11 protein-coding genes are annotated in these 17,759 nt (G+C 64.5%); 2 read left to right on the forward strand and 9 right to left on the reverse strand.

All coding sequences use genetic code 11. The features are described 5' to 3' along the window. Positions 1-24: 24 nt before the first annotated feature. Together Uis4E_RS03835 and Uis4E_RS03840 are read right to left on the reverse strand one after the other, a co-directional pair. Positions 25-264, reverse strand: a complete 240-nt coding sequence (locus Uis4E_RS03835; RefSeq protein ID WP_101621938.1) for a hypothetical protein — start codon at positions 262-264, stop codon at positions 25-27. Between the two features lie 57 nt (positions 265-321). Continuing rightward, positions 322-702 (reverse strand): hypothetical protein, encoded by a 381-nt coding sequence (locus Uis4E_RS03840; RefSeq protein WP_101621939.1) that lies wholly within the window; start codon positions 700-702, stop codon positions 322-324. A 206-nt stretch (positions 703-908) separates the two neighbouring features. Between Uis4E_RS03840 and Uis4E_RS03845 the strand changes: the two genes are divergently transcribed. Next, positions 909-2,186 (forward strand): ATP-binding protein, encoded by a 1,278-nt coding sequence (locus Uis4E_RS03845; RefSeq protein ID WP_101621940.1) that lies wholly within the window; start codon positions 909-911, stop codon positions 2,184-2,186. A gap of 18 nt (positions 2,187-2,204) precedes the next feature. On the opposite strand, the gene Uis4E_RS12165 is transcribed toward Uis4E_RS03845, so the two are convergent. The 7 genes from Uis4E_RS12165 to Uis4E_RS03880 all read right to left on the reverse strand — a co-directional run bounded on the left by Uis4E_RS12165 (position 2,205) and on the right by Uis4E_RS03880 (position 16,699). Further along, the gene (locus Uis4E_RS12165; RefSeq protein WP_243394314.1) at positions 2,205-3,161 is read right to left on the reverse strand and encodes a hypothetical protein; all 957 of its coding nucleotides are present in this window, start codon (positions 3,159-3,161) and stop codon (positions 2,205-2,207) included. Between the two features lie 88 nt (positions 3,162-3,249). Beyond that, positions 3,250-3,774 (reverse strand): hypothetical protein, encoded by a 525-nt coding sequence (locus Uis4E_RS03855; RefSeq protein ID WP_101621941.1) that lies wholly within the window; start codon positions 3,772-3,774, stop codon positions 3,250-3,252. A gap of 78 nt (positions 3,775-3,852) precedes the next feature. Further along, on the reverse strand, positions 3,853-8,043 hold the full coding sequence (locus Uis4E_RS03860; protein ID WP_101621942.1) for a UvrD-helicase domain-containing protein: 4,191 nt from the start codon (positions 8,041-8,043) through the stop codon (positions 3,853-3,855). After that, positions 8,040-11,594, reverse strand: a complete 3,555-nt coding sequence (locus tag Uis4E_RS03865; RefSeq protein ID WP_165784838.1) for a PD-(D/E)XK nuclease family protein — start codon at positions 11,592-11,594, stop codon at positions 8,040-8,042. The genes Uis4E_RS03860 and Uis4E_RS03865 overlap by 4 nt, the downstream gene beginning before the upstream one ends. A gap of 101 nt (positions 11,595-11,695) precedes the next feature. Further along, entirely contained in the window at positions 11,696-14,017 is a 2,322-nt protein-coding gene (locus tag Uis4E_RS03870; RefSeq protein WP_101621944.1) for a CAP domain-containing protein, read from the reverse strand. Between the two features lie 230 nt (positions 14,018-14,247). Further along, the gene (locus tag Uis4E_RS03875) at positions 14,248-15,111 is read right to left on the reverse strand and encodes a hypothetical protein (protein ID WP_101621945.1); all 864 of its coding nucleotides are present in this window, start codon (positions 15,109-15,111) and stop codon (positions 14,248-14,250) included. A 202-nt stretch (positions 15,112-15,313) separates the two neighbouring features. After that, entirely contained in the window at positions 15,314-16,699 is a 1,386-nt protein-coding gene (locus Uis4E_RS03880; protein WP_101621946.1) for a hypothetical protein, read from the reverse strand. 214 nt (positions 16,700-16,913) lie between these two features. Here Uis4E_RS03880 and Uis4E_RS03885 point away from each other — a divergent pair, with 214 nt between their 5' ends. Continuing rightward, positions 16,914-17,759, forward strand: a complete 846-nt coding sequence (locus tag Uis4E_RS03885; protein WP_101621947.1) for a hypothetical protein — start codon at positions 16,914-16,916, stop codon at positions 17,757-17,759.

Consider the following 17,759-nt stretch of genomic DNA (forward strand, 5'->3'; position numbering starts at 1 on the left):
TCCCTACTCTGGCTTGTTGTGGGACTAACGGCCGAGCATGTCGATGAAACGGCGAGTCGCACCGGGGGCCAGCCGACCCGCGTCCTCCAGCGCGTTGACGGCAAGATAGGTGTGGTGCCTATCCCCCTCGTACCAGCCTTCCTCCTGATATCCGTCGCCCTTGTGGTAGATGACCGGAGGAACGGCATTGGCGCGCTCACGCGCCTTCTCATCGTCGATGAGTCCCTTGTCCCAATCAAGCGCGATTTGAACCAACGTATCCATAATCTGTTCCTTTTCGGTATCTCATATACCCGGGTTCCGCGTATGCCTTTCCACGGCTCACATCACGTGGACGCCGTCAGGGCCGCGAAGATCAAGCAGATCCGGCATCGACTCTCCGACCTCGCCCACGTGGAACTTCAACGGCTTCACGGAACCGTCGGCGAAGCCGTCATCATCCATCGCAAGACCGAAACATTTCCCCGTCTCCTCGGCCTCGTCATAGCTGTCGAAATACGTGGCGTCCGCCGGGGAATCCACCAGCTGAGGATCACCGGCCCCCGCACAGCTCACATAGAACGCGCCACCGTCGCAATACCCGATGATGCAGAAGTCCCCGAGACACAGCCCCTTGGCGATCTCACGGCTCCTGCTCCTCCGACTGATGCCACGACCGTTCCCGTCACGGGTTCCGAATTTCCTGCCCGACTTGCTGACCATCCTGAGCTCCTTCCCGCCCCTCCGGGGCGAATCCCGCGGCCCGGACCATCCGAACCGCTACGCCATCTCAAACCGGACAACGCCACGGGAATACGCGACACGCCTCGAAAACAGCCGAAAGACACCTGCCCCACTTCTCACCGTGCACTAATTTTTATACATGCAATGTACTATTTTTTGTACATCGCATGTGCAATCATTGCCATATGGCAGCATACATTCCCCGCCCCATAGCCGATGCCATCCTCCATTCGCGCCGCAAGGTGGTGATACTCGAGGGAGCGCGCGCCGTCGGCAAAACGATGACGGCCAAGCACGAGCTGACGGAACATGGGTTCTCCTATGTGACGCTCGCGGACGATTCCACCTACGAACTCGCCCGCACCGACCTGCACGGCTGGCTTGGCCAGTTGACGCTTCCGGTAATCATCGACGAGGCGCAACGCATCAAGGGGCTCCCCTTGGCCGTCAAGGAGATGGCCGACAGCCTGGAAGCCACCGGCATACAATTCCTGCTCACCGGCAGCGCGATCATCAACCGCGGCGGATTGGACGGCCAGGACCCGCTCGCCCGCAGGGCGCAACGCTTCACCATGAACCCGCTGACGGAACGAGAGAAACTAGGCATCGAACGCAGCCTCGTCGACGATCTGTGGGAGTCGGAACCCGATACCGACTATGACGAGGCGATCACGCGCCCCGCGCTCTATGAGCTCATGGCCGCGGGAGGCTTCCCCGAGTATTCGTCGCAATACGCGGAATATGCGGAGTGGGAACGCGAATCCCTCATCGCCGACGACATCGCCACCGTATTGGGAGACACCATTCTTCCCGGCGAGAAGCTGGATGTCGCCATCGCGAAGAACATTCTGGAGAAACTGCTCTGCACTCCCGGCGGGATACTCAATGCGAGCGCGACAGGAGACGCCCTGGCATTGGACCGGCGCACAGTCGAACGCTACATCGGCATCTTCATGCGCAGGTTCCTGATTCGCGCGCTGCCCAATCTGCGCACCGCTCCGAACCGGCAGACCTTCACCCGCGCGAAACTGCATCCTGTGGACACGTCGCTCAGCGTGCAGACGCTGCTCGCCAAAGGAAAAGACCCGACCACCGACCCCGTGGCGTATGGGGAGACTCTCGAATCGTTCGTCGTCAACCAGATCGTTCCCGCAATCCAATGGTCGCAGACCCACCCCGATTGCTTCTACTGGCGGGAACCCGGCTCACACCCGAAAGAAGTCGATCTGGTGCTGGAACGCCGCAACCGCCTCGTCGGCATCGAAGTCAAATCCTCGTCGAAGGTCGACCGCAACGATTTCAAGGGACTGGCGGAGCTGACGAAGGATGCCCGGTTCCACCGCGGGTATCTCGTCTACACCGGCTCAAGGGTCATGCGTTGGCCAGACGACCTGTGGGCCCTGCCCGTCACCGCGCTGTGGCGTGCGGAGGCGTTCAAACCTACCGGAATCAGCGCCGCATAATCCTCAAGCCATCCGCAATCACCCCTTGAGGCGCCTGTCGATCTCGGCGACGAGCAGCGGCGGAAGCATCGCCTCGCCGCCGGGTACACAGGTCGCGTTCACGTGCGCGAGCAGCGATTGCATGTCCATGCAGGTGACACCGCCCGGCCATACTGCGGATCGCAGATCGGGCGCCCCGTTGGGGCCGGGGATGGGACACACCACCCAATAGGATTCCACGTTGAACCGGCGCAACAGACGCGCCCAGTTTCGTTGTTGGACGGCCATGTTGTCGCTCATCCGCATCCACGGCTCACCGTCCGAGCCGATGATGAACGCACGCTGCGAACGGCTGATACGAACCAGATTGCCCGCGTCCACGTTCACGTAACTGGTATCCGAACCTCCCTTGTAACGTTTCGCGTCGACGAACCACGCGACGGGCCGGCCATCGGGCTTCAATCCCATGAGAATGCAGTCGATGTCCTTGTCCGTGGGATCGCCGTACTGGTCCATCCCATAGAGGCTCCACCATGAGAGGACGGGAGGCTGGACGGCGCGAATCGCCCCGGCGAGCATCCGTTCGCCGTATTCTCCCGCACTGACGGCGTTCCGATCAAAACCGGAGCCCTCCAATCCAACGCCCGGAGTACCGCGCATATGCCATCCCGTGTCCACATATGCGGACGCCTTGATGCTGGGCATGATCGGATCAGGCATGCCGCCCATGTCTCGTGTGACGGTGGCCCACCCCATCCACCCCAACGGGTCGGGTTGGATGCCGCATCGCGCGGCCACGTTCGCTACGGCATTCGCCGTCGGTTCGGCAGGCTCCGTCCGCTCCGGCATGTTGCGGAACCGTACGGGCATATGCCGCCGGATGGTGTGGCCGATGCCCAGTCCGAACAGGAAGCAGAGCCCAAGGAAACCGATGGCGAGAATGAGAATCGGGACAATGATGAGTACAAGCGCGCCCACAATGCTCTCAGGGGTCATGAAATGATCGTCCTTTCCGTCCGGCGGCCCTCAGCCGGCTGCATTCCGCTCCAATACAAGTTACGTTCCGATACGACGGCGCTATCCCTCACACCGCACGATGGACATCCGTGATCCGTCCGGTCCGAGACGCACGTCGTTCCCTGAACGAATCACGCTCACGTACAAACGCAGAAACGCCTGCAGCGCTTCGACCCCGCCGCAATCCAACATGTTCGCCGCCGCACGCAGCAAGGAGGCGTACTGCTGGTTGCAGCCCCTTGCTGCCGCCCCTGATGTGCGGCGACACGTAGACCTGCCGTGCGGCCGCGAGCACCTCCCGCCACAGACTCTCGTCGGCGGCGGCGAGCAGCCCCATGCGCTGATTCAACGTCAGGTGCCGCAGGCCGAATCGGGGGCTCAACCCGATCATCCACCCCGGATCCGTGTCATAGTCGTATTCTTCGATGAGGTCATCGCCATGGTCATCATCGGCGGCACCGGCATCCGGTCTGCGAGCCATCGGCCGCATGAACACCGTTCCGGTCTTCTCGAACAACGGATGATCGATCACGCCGCGAGCGGTCTCGGTATCGCACAACCCACATCCCACCATCTGCCGAAGCAGTCCCATGACGGCCTTCCTTCCCGCCCCATCCGGAGCGACCCAGCGGCCCGGACCATCCGAACCGCTACACCAGAGGAAACCGGACTAACGCACATCGATGAGACGATGGCCGGCGAGGCCGACGAGCCAACGCTCGGTCACGCGGTAACCGGGGTACCGCTGTTCGAGCGCACGGGCGTACAGATCCTGCTGCTGGCGATACTCGTCCGCAAGCCGGTTCTTCCATACGCCCACGGATTCGCGGTGCGCCTCGTCGCCCTGCAGCCGGTCGGTCTTGTAGTCGAACAGGATGATCGACTTCGTGGCGTCGTCGACGACGTAACCGTCGATGATGCCGCGCACGACGACCTCCTCGCCGCCAGCCCACGTCGAGGGCGAATCGGCGGTATCGGTCTCGGCCCCGGCGCCCTTACCGCCTTGCGGCCTCTTGAGTTCGTTGGCGCCGATGAGCATCGTGAACGGCTCCTCCCGGTACAACCGGTCCGCATGCCGGCGGATGGTCGCAGCCAGCTCGCATGGCTCCTTCACTCCCGCCTTGCCGCCGCTGACGAACCAGAGCAGGCTCCTCATCATCTCGTCGCCGCGCAGCACGTCCGCCACGGCGGCGGAGACGAGCCCGCGCGATTCGAGCCGGTCGATCGCCTCGCCGAGCCGCTTGCGGCATGCGGCGGCCGTGGCCGGACCGGTCCAGTCGAACAGTTCGAGCACGTTGTGCGCGCCGGTGCCGACCTCCGCCGGCGACGGCGCGTATGCCGCGGAGCCTTCCGCCATGAACGACGGCAGGGCGAAATCGTTGCGACGCCACTCGTGCGCGTCCTTGTCGTCCACGATCACGCCGTCCGCTGCGGCATCTGCCGCATCGTCCGTCTCTGCGTCGCCATCGCCGGCCGCCTGCGTGACGTCCGCCAGCCAGTAGCGTGCGCCGGACGCGTTCACTGCGGCCGGCACGCGCGGCAGGTCGTCGCCGTCGAGCATGGGCGGCGCGGCGAGCACGTTCATGCGTTTGAGCGTGGTCGCGTAGCCGGGCGTGTCCGCGGTCATCACCGTGGGCGGTTCCGCCGCCTCGCCGTGGAAGGACACGGTGACGCACAGGCCGGAACGCGAGGTGCGCGGATCGGCATCGGCCGGGTTCTGCGGGATGGGGATGGTGCGGGATCCGTTCACCGGAATCGATTTCCATTCGTCCGGCACGTTCAAGGCGACGAGACCTCCCGCACCGATGTTCTGGTTCCAGGCGATAAGGCCACGCATGATCCAAGACAGGTATTCCGGCGTGGCGACCATCGACTTCGGTGCGAGCACCATGCGTTCGCCGTCCGGATCGCCGTCGCCGACGACCAGCATGCCGGAAACGAGTTCCGCGAGGCTGAGCGTATCCGGCGAATCGTCTCCTTCCTTCTTCTTGACCGGGTCGACGGTCGCGGCGATGATGAGCTTCTCCTTGGGGCGCGTCAACGCCACGTAGAGCAGTCGCAGCTCATCCTCGACGCTTCTGATTTTGAGCCTGTCAAGCGCATCCTCCCGTTGGGGTGTTTTCAACCGCAGTTCCCGCTTTGTGGACCGGAAATCCATACCGGCGATGCCGTGGTCGGCACCCACCTCCGGAACTACGGGGATGCTCTCCTTCGTGACGTTGCTCAGCAGATCCGCCGCGGCGTTCATCAGAATCACGGCCCTCCACTGCAGGCCTTTGGCCTTGTGGATGGTCATGATATGCACGGCGTCCTTGGTGGGCACGGTGGAGGCCTCCTCCCCCGCCTTCTTGTCTTGGGACCAGGCTTCTACGGCATCAAGGAACGGCCTCAGCCCCTGCGCCTGCGTGGATTCGTAGGTCCGCGCCTTCGCCGCCAGGGATTCGAGGTTCGCCTTGCGCTGTTTGCCGTCCGGAAGACGGCCGGCGTAGTCGAACAGTCCGACGGCAGTGTAGAGATGCCAGAGGAGTTCGTCGACCGGATGCGCCTTCGCGAACGCACGCAGATCGTCCAACAGGTTCAGGAACGCGCGGCACTTGCATCGCAGTTCGTCGGTCAGCCATTCCGGCGCCGACGCCCGCAGACCATCGCCGTCGGAAGCGCCGGCGGTATCGTCGGTATCCTTCGCCGTGACGTAAATCTGCCCGTACAGGCCCCCGCGGTTCTGCTGCCGCAACCGCGCCAGATCGTCGTCGGTGAATCCGAGCGTGCGCAGCACGGCGACCATGGGGACGCCGCGATGCGCGTTGTCGATGACACGCAGCCAGTTCAAGGCGACCACGATCTCCGGCTTCTTGTAGAAGTCGCCGACGCCCTTCACCTCGACGGGGATGCCGGAAGCCAGCAGGCGTTCGGCGAGATCGCCGAAGTAGGTGGCGCCTCGCGCCAGCACGGCGATGTCGCCATACGCATATCCCTCGTCGTCATGCAGCTGCCTGATGCGGCGCACGATCATGTCGACCTGCAGCTCGATGGCGGTGTCGCGTTTCTTCTCGGAACCATCATCGGATTCGTCTTCTTCCGGGAGCGTACTGTCGCGCAGCAGCAGTTCGACGGCGCACGGATCGAAGGTGGGAGTCTCGACCCCCGTCCCGGGCCGCGCATCCTCCCTCATGCACAATCGTTCCGCACGGTAGTCGGCCTTGCCCATCGCATTGGTCATCAACCCGTCGAACACGGCGTTGACGAAGGTGATGATCTCCGGGGTGGAACGGTAGTTGGTCCACAGCTGGCTGACGTGGGTCTCGGACACGTTCCGGCAGATCTCCAGGAACGCTTCGGGTGATGCGTCGCGGAACCCGTAGATGCTCTGCTTGATGTCACCCACCATGGTGAGCTTGTCCGCCTTGGCGCTGATGAGCCGGATGAACGCGTTCTGGAGGGCGTTGTCGTCCTGGCTTTCGTCCACGTAGATGTACCGCCACTGGCTGCGGATACGCTCCACGGCCTCGGGGTGCTTGCCGTCCTCGTCTTCCAGCACCTGCACCGCCCATTCGGCGATGTCGCTGAAATCCGCGAGATGAAGGAGCTTCTTCTCATCCTTGTATGCCGTGTCCAGTTCTCCGATGAGAGCGACAAGCGTGTCGATGCGATGCTTGAGCATCGCGTTCAGCTTGTTCGTGTCATCCGCGTCAAGAGCGAAGATGGACAACAACCTCTGCAACGGCTTCCGGATGGCGCTGATGGCACTGGTGACACGCGTGTTGCGGTCATCGTTTCCCTTGATGAGATTCTTGCCGTATGACGCTTCGAAGACGTTCCTGTTCCAGTTCACATCGCTCACGCATGCACGATACAAGTCACCTTCCTCATCGCGGAACAAGTCGAACAGGAAGTTCCAGGTTTCCGACCGCATGCGTTCCGGAAGTCCTTCCAGATGGGCGAAGAGACGCAGCTGTTCGCTGTCCCGCCACGGGTCGGCATCCGGGTATTGCGCCTCGCAGTCGGCGATCACCGCGGCGACCGCCTCATGCAGCTCATCGTAGGCCGTGGTGAATTCCTCGATGGCTTCATCGATGTACCGCTTGGGGACGATGTCCGAACCGTATACCGGCTCATCCGAGCGGATCTCGATGTCGAAGCGATTCGAAAGCCCCTTGAGCCAATCCAGCCGGTTCGGCTTGGTGAGCGCCGTGTCGTACAGCCGGAACATCATGTCACGCAGACCGGCATCGCCATAGGGGCCGCCGAACTGTTCCAGCAGGGCGAGGAAATCGTCATGATACGGGTTGCCCTCGCTCTTCTCGCCATACCACCGCTCGAACAGCGTATCCATCACCTGGCGCTGCAAATCGTGGCGCATGGCTTCGTCGGAGAGGATCTGCTGCCCGGGCTCCACATCGGGCAGCAGTTCGGCGTTACGGTCGACGATGCGCTTCGACAGCGCGTCGATGGTGCTGATCTGTGCGGCCGGCAGGTCGTCCAACGCCTGCGTGAACACGTTTTGCGCCTTGTCGCAGTCGGCGAGAATCAGTTTCGCGAGCCTGCCGTCGTCACCGCCGATCACATAGCCGTCGTCGGTTTTGGCGAGCGATCCGCCGACGCGATGCGCGTTCTCCCGCGCATAGTCGATGGTGAATCTGAGGTTCGTCTCCAACCGTCTGCGCATCTCCGCCGCCGCGGCCTCGGTGAACGTGATGACGAGCGACGAGCGGATGGACCGTTCGAAGGCGCTGCGCCCGGAGTCCATGTTGCGTTCCAGCAGGTCGGCCAGCACGTCCTGCAGCAGGCGCGTGGTCTTGCCGGTGCCGGCGGACGCGTTGATCACATACGTGTTGGGGCTCATGTCGTTCAGCTCCTTCATGCCTTCGCCACCTTGTCTTCCGAAGCGTCTGCGACTCCAGCGAGCAATGCCTTGCCCGCATTGATGAGTTCCGTCCTGCTGACCTGGCGTTCCTTGTGGAACGCCTCGCCGTTGATGAGGTCCAGGGCGAACACGTCGGCATAGTCGCTGAACGTCGTGCCGTCCCTGTCATCGTCGTCCGTCTTCCGATAGGGGGCGACCTTCACGTCCCCGGCCATGACGGCATCGCATGCCTCGTGAATCCGATGCTGCACGAATGCGCTGATGGCGTCGAAGTCGTTCTGCGAGTCCAACGGCCATCCGCTCGATACCTTCCAAGGGACGATGCTGGTGCCACCGGCGGTGAGATTCATGCCCCATGCGGTGGCCTGTCCGCCATCGTCAAGCGAGGCGAGACCGTACTGCAATCTGCCGTGAACCTGCTTCCAACGTTTATCGACCTCGATCTCGTCCATGTCGTTGTTCTTCAGCTTGATGGGCAGAAAGTACAGTCCGGCGACCGGCAATCCTGTCTGTTGCAGCGCCACACGCGCGTAGGTGAAGAGCTGGAGCTCTCGTCCGGCATATACGGTCGAACCGCGATTGGCATCCGGCTTAGCCTTCGTGGGCGTTCCTCCGAACAAAGGCTTGACCGAGGACTTGTAGTCCAGGATCAACAGACTCTCCGGCACCTTCTCCGCATCATCCGGGGCTACGATCCGGTCGATGCGGTCGATCTTGCCATTGACGTGCAACGGCAGCAGGATCTCCCGCCCGTCCACAAGGCCGTGAAGCGTATGCTCGGACAGCGCCGCCCAATGGCCGGGCTTGCCGTGGATGTCGCCGAACTGTCGTTCGGCGTGCATCGGGATGAACCGTTTCGAAATATACGGGGCCTTCTTGGACCCCGACTCCGTACCGTATTTCAACCCATGTTTCTCACCCCACGCCCTACGCCGTATGTCCATGTGCACGGCCATGTTGAGCAGCCGGTCTTCGAGCTGTCGGCGTACGGCGCGCATGCGGTTGCTGGAGTCGAGCACGCTCATGCGCGCGTCGTCGTCGAGCACGGTCCAGTCGTCGTCCGGTTCGCCACTCGTGGCATCGGACCTGTCGAGTCGCGCGTAGTCGCGGATGTACTCCTGCATCTCCTCCAGTTCGGGCTGTTCGCCGGGGTGGCGGCGCATCCATCGGTCAAGCGCGTGTTCGAGCACCGCATGGTAGTAGCTGCCTTCCAGCATGGAGTCGAGCTCGTAGGGGCGGATCGGCTTGATTCTCAGTCCGCGCTGGAGGAAGTAGTCGTACGGGTTCGCATAGTACTGTTCGATGGCGGAGACGGACGCATCGAATACGAGCGGCGACGTCGGGTCGTCGGGCCGCTCATGGTTCGTGAACAGCAGCGTGGCGAGTTCGCGGTCCAACGGCGGCTGCCCGTCGGCCGAGGGCACGTCGATGAGTGCGTCGTCGATGTCGTGCGCCCAGTCGTCCGCGTCCGCGGCGGTTCCGGCCTTGCCGTCCGCCAGTTCTTCGACGGATGTGCCGAGGATCGCCGCCGCGTAGGCGCTCGGCTGTTGCGCCGCGCCGTCCATCGTCCGCGGCCAGGTGACGGTCACCTGTTCCGTGGCGTTTCCGGTGACGAGGTTGAACGACGTCGGTTCGCGGCGTGCTTTGGCGTCCACGGTGGCGGCGCGCAGCGACCACGCCTCCACGTGCCTGCCGTGGGATTCCAGATCGTCGGCGAGCGTCTCGCGTTCGCTGTCGTCCAACAGTCCGGTCTCATGCGGCACGGCGGGCAGTTGCGTCTCGCTCGCGCCCAGCACGTAGACGAGCCGGTAGGGGCGCATCGGCGTGGGGTAGGTGGCCACGTCCACCGCGTTCAACGCCTTCGGCCGTGCGCCGGAAGGCTCCATGGCCAGCAGCGAGGCGAGATTCTCACGGAACGTGGAAGCGAATCCGTCGAATGGTTCGTCGCCGAACTGTCCGACCAGTTCGTCGAATGCGGCCATGATCGTGTCCCATGTGCGACGCGAGCGGAGCAGCGCACGCCCGTCACGATCGGCATGGTCCGCGTTGAGGTCGCGCAGGCCCTTGTTGACCTGGTAGTCCGCGAGCAGCGAGACCAGTCCGGTCAGGTATGCGCGCACGGTCGCGCCGGACTTCGGTTCAACCACGCCCTTCGCCGCGTCGATGAACCCGTCGATGGCGATCAAAGCGTTCCATACATCGGCGTCATACCCGGCTTTCTTCGCCTTCGCGACGTTCGCCTTGGCACGATTCCTATCCCAGATGCGTTTCGGATCGGATTCGGCGAGCATGTTCTCCACACGATCCAGCACGGAGGGGCCCAATGCCTTGGTCTTCGCGGAACCCTCAGCCGCGTTCGAGTCCGGGATGCGCAGGCCGCGCAGCAGTCCGGTACGCAGCACGCGCATCACCGCGGTCGGATCGCGATGATCGCGGTCCGTGAACGCGGGATCCAGCAGGCCGAGCACGACGTCGGCGACCGGATCGTCGACCATCATCGCGGCGGGCGTCGCGTTCACCGGCACGCCGCGATACGTGAATTCCGTGTCCAGCAACGCACGATAAGGGTCGAGGTCTCGCGCGGTGACGAGTATGTCGCCGTATGAGAGCGATCCCGCCGATTCCCGTACATGTCGGGCGATGTCGTCGGCGGCGAAACGCACCTCCTCCGCCGGATCGTCGACGGCGAGCACATGCGGGGGAACGGTCGGCGGCATCACCGGTTCCAACGGACCGTACCCGTCGGAATCCTTGCCGCCGATGGCTTCGGACAGTCCATGCCATGCTGCGCCGGATGCGGTGACGTCATCGACGTCCACCTGCGAATACCGGAGCATCGCCTGCAGCGCCAACGCCTCGGACGGGGCGAACCATTCGAACCCGATCAGCAGGAACCGGCTGTCCACGCCGTGCAGGCGCAGCCACGGCTCCACCACCGGCGCTATCTCGCCGGGCAATGCGTACCGCTCGCCGAACCGTTGCTCGACGAGCGACAGCAGCGTGCGCAACGCGTTGAAACGACCGGATTCCGCCATATCCTGCGATGCCGTCGCGACCGTCGTCGCGCGCGCGGCCCGGTCACGTTCCTCGGCGGCGAGCCGTTCGAGATCCGCTGACGTGACGCCCGCCTTGCGCAGCTCCTCGATCTGGGAGGCGAACTGGTTCACCGAGCCGAACGTCCTGCCCGCCTTGCGGAACACCGACTGATCGCGGGACATCTCGCGGGCGAGGAACGCGCGCAGCACGAACGGCGACAATGTGGGGCGCATAGACGCCGCCTCATCGCGGTTGCCGATCACGGAACGCACGAAACTGGTGAACGAATGCACGTCCACGACCGCGCCCGCATGTTGCACGGCTGCGGCGTGGTCGCGCAGATAGCGCAGCGTCTCGCGTTCCATGTGGGAGCGCAGACGCGCCGGCGTGATCACGTACACGTGTTCCACGCCCGTCGCTTCCGTCTTCGGCCGCGCAAACACGCGGTCCAACATCCCGCCCAATCGTGGATTCCCCATCGGATTCCCCTTCTCCTCGAATCTGTCGGACATCACTCGCTGTCCCGTTTCCGAACGACGTTGTTGCGTCTTACGATACTCCAGGATGCCGCCGCATCCGCGGTACAACATGGCGGATGCGGCGGCGGGACAGGTCACTCGCCGAGCGAGGACTTGCCGCGGGAGGCGCGCGTCTTGACGAACACGCAGCCGGCGCCGGCGATGGCGGCGATCGCCATCACGGTGACGGGCAGCATGGCGTCCGAACCGGTGGAGGCGAGCCCGTTGTCCGAAGCCGCGGCCGGCTTGGCGTCGGAGGCGGACTTCTTCGAGTCCTTCTTCAGCGCCGCGTCCGCCGCATCCTTGGCGGCCTTCTTGGCGGCCTCCTCCTTGGCCGCGGCGTCCTTGGCGGCCTGTTCCTTGTCCTTCTGGGCCTGCTCCAGCTTCGCGGCCACGTCCTTCGCGTCGGAGAGCGCCTTGTCGGCGTCCTTCTTGTCGGCCTTGGCCTGATCGACCTTGCCCTGAGCATCGGCGACGGCCTGCTTGGCCGCGTCATCGGCCTGCTTGGCGATGGCGAGCTTGGCGGCAGCATCGTCGGCGTTCTGCTGGGCGGCGGCGAGCGCGGCGTTCGCCTCATCGAGCTTCTGCTGGGCGACGGCCGGATCGAGCGCATTCTGCGCTTCGGTCGCGTCGGCGAGCTTGCCGTTGGCGGCATCGAGGTCCTTCTGCGCCTCCTCGGCCTTCGCCTTGGCGGCGTCCAGCGCCTTGTTCGCCTTGTCGGCGGCGGCGGTCGCGTCGGAGGTGGCCTGCTTGGCGTCCTTGAGCGCGGTCTCCTTCTGGGCGAGCGTCTCCTTCGCCTTGTTCAGCGCCTCGACCTTGTCGGCCTGGGAGCCGCTGGCCTCGTCGTATGCCTTCTGGGCGGCGGCGAGCTTGTCATTCGCCTCCCGGAGGGCCTTGTCGGCGGCTTCGCGGGCGGAGGTCGCGGCGGCGGCCTTCTCGTTCGCCTTGGCGAGCGCGTCGGACGCGGCCTTCGCGGTTTCGGCGGCCTTGTTGGCCTTGTCGAGCGCGGTCTGGTAGATGCCCTTCGCGTTCTTGAGGCCATCGATGTAGGAGGTGAGCTTCGTCTCGTATTCGGCGAGGGTCATGTCGCCCTTGGCGAAGATGTAGTTCTGTCCGTCCGTCTGCCAGTTGCCATCGCCCACGGTCGCACCTCCGAACGCCTTGGCCAAAGGATCGATGATGTTCTGATAGTGGCCGGTCAGATCCGGGTCATGGTTGCCGGAATCCCAGATCTGCTTCTCGTAGTAGTACCAGCCGTCCACCGGGTCTTGCAGGCCGAATGCGAGGTTCTGGGATCCGTTCATCAGCGGCATGTAGATGTGCGTCGGTTCTTTGGCGACGCTGTAGTTGTAGTCGACCGCCCCCTGCACCAGCGCCAAGTTGAACGAGTCCACGTCGAGCTCATTGAGTCCGAGGCTCTTGCGGATCTCGTTGACCTCCTTCATCGCCGCCACGGCACGGGCCATGTTGTCCAGGGATGTGGACGATTCCTCATCACCGAGCTTGAACCAGCTTTTCGCAGCGAAGTCCTTCATCGTCTCGGCCGCATCGTTGAGGTTGTTCGCCTCGTAGAAGCCGAGTGCGCCCTTCTTCCACTGGGAGTCCGCGTTGTCGGCGGCGGTCTTCTTCGCGTCGGCGTCGGCCTTCGCGTCGGAAGCGGACTTCGATGCCTGGTCGGAGGCACTCTTCTTGTCTGAGGCATCCTGCTTCGCCTGCGTCTCATCCTTCGCGGCGGCCTGCTGCTTGGCCTCGGCCTCGGCCTGAGCCTTCTTCGCGGCCTCCAGCGCCTGCTTGACGGATTCGGGCATGTCGATGGCCTGTTGCTTGGCGTCCACGTCCTTCTGGGCGTCGTCGCGTTCCTTCTGCGCCTGATCCTGCTTCGTCTGCGCGTCGGCCTGCGCCTTGGTGGCCGCGTCCGCGTCCTTCTGCGCGTCCTTGACCGCGTTGTTCGCCTCGTCGAGCTTGCCGGCCGCGTCGGTCACTGCCTGCTGCGCCTGATTGACGGCCTGCTGCGCCTGCTGCTGGGCGGCTTGGTCGGACGACTTGTCGTAGTTGGACTGGGCCTGCTGCTGGGCGGTGTTCGCGTCCGCGAGCTGCTGCTGCGCGGCGTCGTTGTTCTGCTGCGCCTGCTGCAGCTGCTGCGAGGTGCCCTGCTGGGCGGTCTGCGCGTTGTTCAACGCGGTCTGCGCCTGATCGAGCGCGGCGGCGGCCTGATCGGCCTTCTGCTGCGCCTCCGGCACGCCGGCGATCTGCTGCGCGTCGGACACCGCCTGCTGCGCTTCGCTCACGGCCTGAGTGGCGGAGGCCAGCTGGTCGTCGGTGGTGAAGGTCGTCTCGTCAGCCATCGCGGCCTGCGGCGCGACAATCGTTCCTGCGGTGATGATGGTCGCCAGCGCGGCCTTGCTCATGGCGTTCATGAGTCCTCTCCTTACCCTCGGGGTTGTTCTCCTTCGACCCGTTTCCGTCAACCCCATGGGCGGAAACGGGCCGGTCGGCGTTCTGCGATTCCGTCCGGAGGCGGAACCTCGTGGATCGGTTCTCTCGAACCCGACAACAACCTCAACCGGACAAGCGCCCGGAATCCACGAAAATATTTCAATACACGGCGTGTTGCGCACTATCGGGCATCGTCACGCCGCGTGGCCGTTCATGCCGCGGACAATGCGGCGCGCACGTTCGGCATGAGCTGTGGGATCGACGACGCTGTCAGGTGCGACACGTGCTGAGGCAGCGGCGGCAGCCTGTACGCCTGCGGCAGCGTGAAGGGCGCCTCGTTCATCATGTTCAGGATCGTCCCGTACAGGTCCACCGCGTCGGCACCTCCCCACGCCATGAGCGGCGACGGTGCCGAACGGCGCACGATGGCGTCGTATTCGGCTCGAATCTGGCCGAGATACGCGTCCAACCGCGTCGGATCGATATGCGTCTTCCGCCAATTCTCGATCTTGAGGTTGAGCACGAACGCCCACGTTCCCAGCCCCGCGCACAACAGCAATCCCAATGCGGAGAAGAACAGTTCACCCCCGACGGTGAACACGAACGTCGGCAGTCCCACCACGATGAGCGCGATGATCGCACCCCAATACATGATCTCCATCCTCTTCGGCAACGCCTTTGCAACGCCCGGGCTCACGGCCCACTTCCACCGGGGATCCGTCTGCGCCTTGGCATAGGCGATGTTGTTCAGATCCGTCTCCAACGCCGCGGTGACATTCCACGCGCCCTGATCCATCTCGCGCATGAGCCACGTGGCCTGATTCTCCCACGCGTTGTACGCCCGGCCGGAAGGGGTCTGTTCACGCCACATGCTGAACCGCCACCAGCGCTGGTCGTTCTGGTCCTGGGTCATGGCGGCCCTCATGCGGGCGTTCGCCTCCTGCTCCATGGCGAGGCGCTGGTTCGCTTCCTCCATCAGGCTCGCCTGCTGGTTCATCGTGCCGACCATCGCGATGTCCGCGAACAGGCTCTCCCATTTCATGAACTTGACGTCCTGGCTCATGGTCCACGCCATGATTCACGCTCCTTTCTTCTCCGAGCGCGTCGGCGCTCTCCTCTCCGCTTTCGCCTCTTTCAACCGGACAAGTCCGTCGATTCCCCGAAATCGCTGCGATTTGAGGCGTGTCGCAACCTTGTGGGAATCATCGGCAGTGACGCGTCCCGTTGGACTCCCCGCCTGCCCCCCGACCGAAAACAGCCACCAGACAGGACGAATCTCACGCAACGAAATGTTCCACGCCGCGGTCCTCCAGCAGACGGTGGATGTGGGCCTGCGAGAGCCTCGGATCGTCGAGGCTGCGGACATGCTCCCTGGTCCACGCCGTCACATCGTCCGCGACCGGCGTCATCGCATCCCATTCGCGCTCCGGGTCGGGGTGATGCCGCCCCACGGCGTCGAACAGCGCGCACCGACGGCAAATCGGCCGAATCCAGCCTCGGGTCAGGCGCACGTCATGCCATGACCCGCAATCGATGCACGTGACCAGCGACAGGTTCTCGTAGGCGTCCAGCAGCGCCGTCATCAGCCCGGCGAGCCCGGTCCGACGCACATCGAATCCGTCGTCGCTACCGCGCCCGCCGTCATCGCCCCCGCCGGCATCGAAGTAGATGCGCAGACCGCCGAGCCTCTCCTCGACCTGTTCGATCGCGAATCCGTCCAATCCAAGGTCGACGACCCGCTGCATGTCCCCGAGGAGCTCCGCGCCGAAACGCGTCGCCCAGCCGACCGGCAATCCCATCAGCGGATCGGCCCACGGCCATCCGTGGTGGAGCGCACGCATCAGCTTCACATGCGAACGCCATTGCATCGCGAACAGGTCGCGCATGATCGACATGGACGCCTTCCCCGTGATGATGCGCCATCGTTCCTCACCGCTCAGACCGGGCCGGACATACGGCTCGTCCTCGTACAGGATGCGCGAATAGGCGACGTAGCGGTGCAGATGGTCGATCGTCGCGTCGGCCATCGCACGCTCATCGGCCATGTCGATGCCCAGGAACTCGTCATCCACGGCGAACCGTACACGATCCGTGTCCGCCGCGGACCCGCAGTCGCCGAGATCGCGCTGCTTCGCCGCGACGTCGATGAGCACGGCGACCAGCGCCTGGTAGCTGGAGTATACGAGCCGGCGCGGTTCACGCCGACCCGCCCTGCCGTCGGACGCGATCCCGCCGAACCCGCGCACGTTTCCGTCGTCTGACATGTCGAACATGCCGGCATCGTCCCATCGCAGTCGCGTTTCCAGGATCCGGCGCTCGTCGTCCGTGAACGGCGAACGCACGCTCCGTTCGAACGGGATGCCGTCCAACGACCGTTCCAGCGCCGCACGCAGCGAACGTTCCGTCAGTTCGCGTCCTTTCCCGGGGTGCAGCGGCTTGGGCGGTTCCATCCCGCGTGCGACGCGATCGTCGACGACGCGGGCGACGGCCCGCCGCGTCGCCTCCAGCAGGTCCTCCACGTTCGAGATGCATGGCTTGTTCCATGTGCCGACCTCGTCGCACGTGACCGTGTACCCCAGTCGTCGCTCGTCCCATCGGACCGCATACGTGTATTCGCCCGCGATGCGCATCGCCTCGGGCGAAGGATTCTGCTGCTCCGTCATGGCGGCGGGCCTCCTTCCCATCATTCGCGGCGCTCCCTGCGAACGCCTTCGCTGGTCAGAACCGGACAGAAGGCACCACCACCGCATCGCTTCGCCCACAGCGAACAAGGTGCCCGTGTCCGGTTGGTCGTTGCGGAACGACGCGGAAGACCGTGGGAACCGACCACGGAATGAGGGAACGGACGCGCGAGGCATCGCGCGGGAAAGGAGCATCATGGACCATACGGATACGGACGGCGGCACCATCCGCCTCACGTTCAACGGCGACTCCGTGATCGCGGACATCGACGAACGGCTGGAATCAGTGAACCGCCGTCACGGCACCGGTTTCGCGCTCATGCGGTTCCGCCGCCCCGCGCGAGACTCCTCAGGACGCTGGAACTGCCGGTTCCAGCTGCCGACGCTCGTCACCCGCTACGGCGAGGTGGAACGCGACCATGGACTGCCGACGCGGCGCATGTTCGACGTGCGCTACATCCGCGCGCAGGTGGCGCACAACCGTGTGCGCCATAGCGCGCGACTGAGACTGGAACGTCACGGCGACGACGCGCCGCGCCTCGTCGCCGCGGACATGCTCGCAGCCGCGGAAGGCGTTCTCGATCTGGGCGACGCGGCTGACGCGCGACTGCTCGTCGAAGAGGGAGGAGACCGCGCCATGCCCCATCTGCATGCGCTCGTGGAGGAGCACTCGGGCATCGTGTTCCCCGTGGCGACGGACTGCACGGTGGAAATCACGGTGAGCGGCGCCGGAGAGGGGAACGCCGGAAACGATGGCGAAGACGCCGCCGGGCCGACGATGGATATCCTCGTCTGCCCGCCGAGGGCGCCCCACGCGCACAGGAGCACCGTGTACGACCGCTATTTCGACGTGCCGTCCACCATCGGCGACGACGAGGTGCTCGCGCGGCTGTCCGACGATTCGGCGCTGCTGCGGCGCGAGGTGCTGGAACGCGACGGCGAACGCTACCGGATCGTGCGCGACGCGGTGGACGCGCTGCGCGCCGACAATCCGCCGGACGCGCGGGACGGCCGCGAATGGACGCCGGACATGGATGACTGA

This window comes from Bifidobacterium parmae (assembly GCF_002860365.1).
Taxonomy (GTDB): domain Bacteria; phylum Actinomycetota; class Actinomycetes; order Actinomycetales; family Bifidobacteriaceae; genus Bifidobacterium; species Bifidobacterium parmae.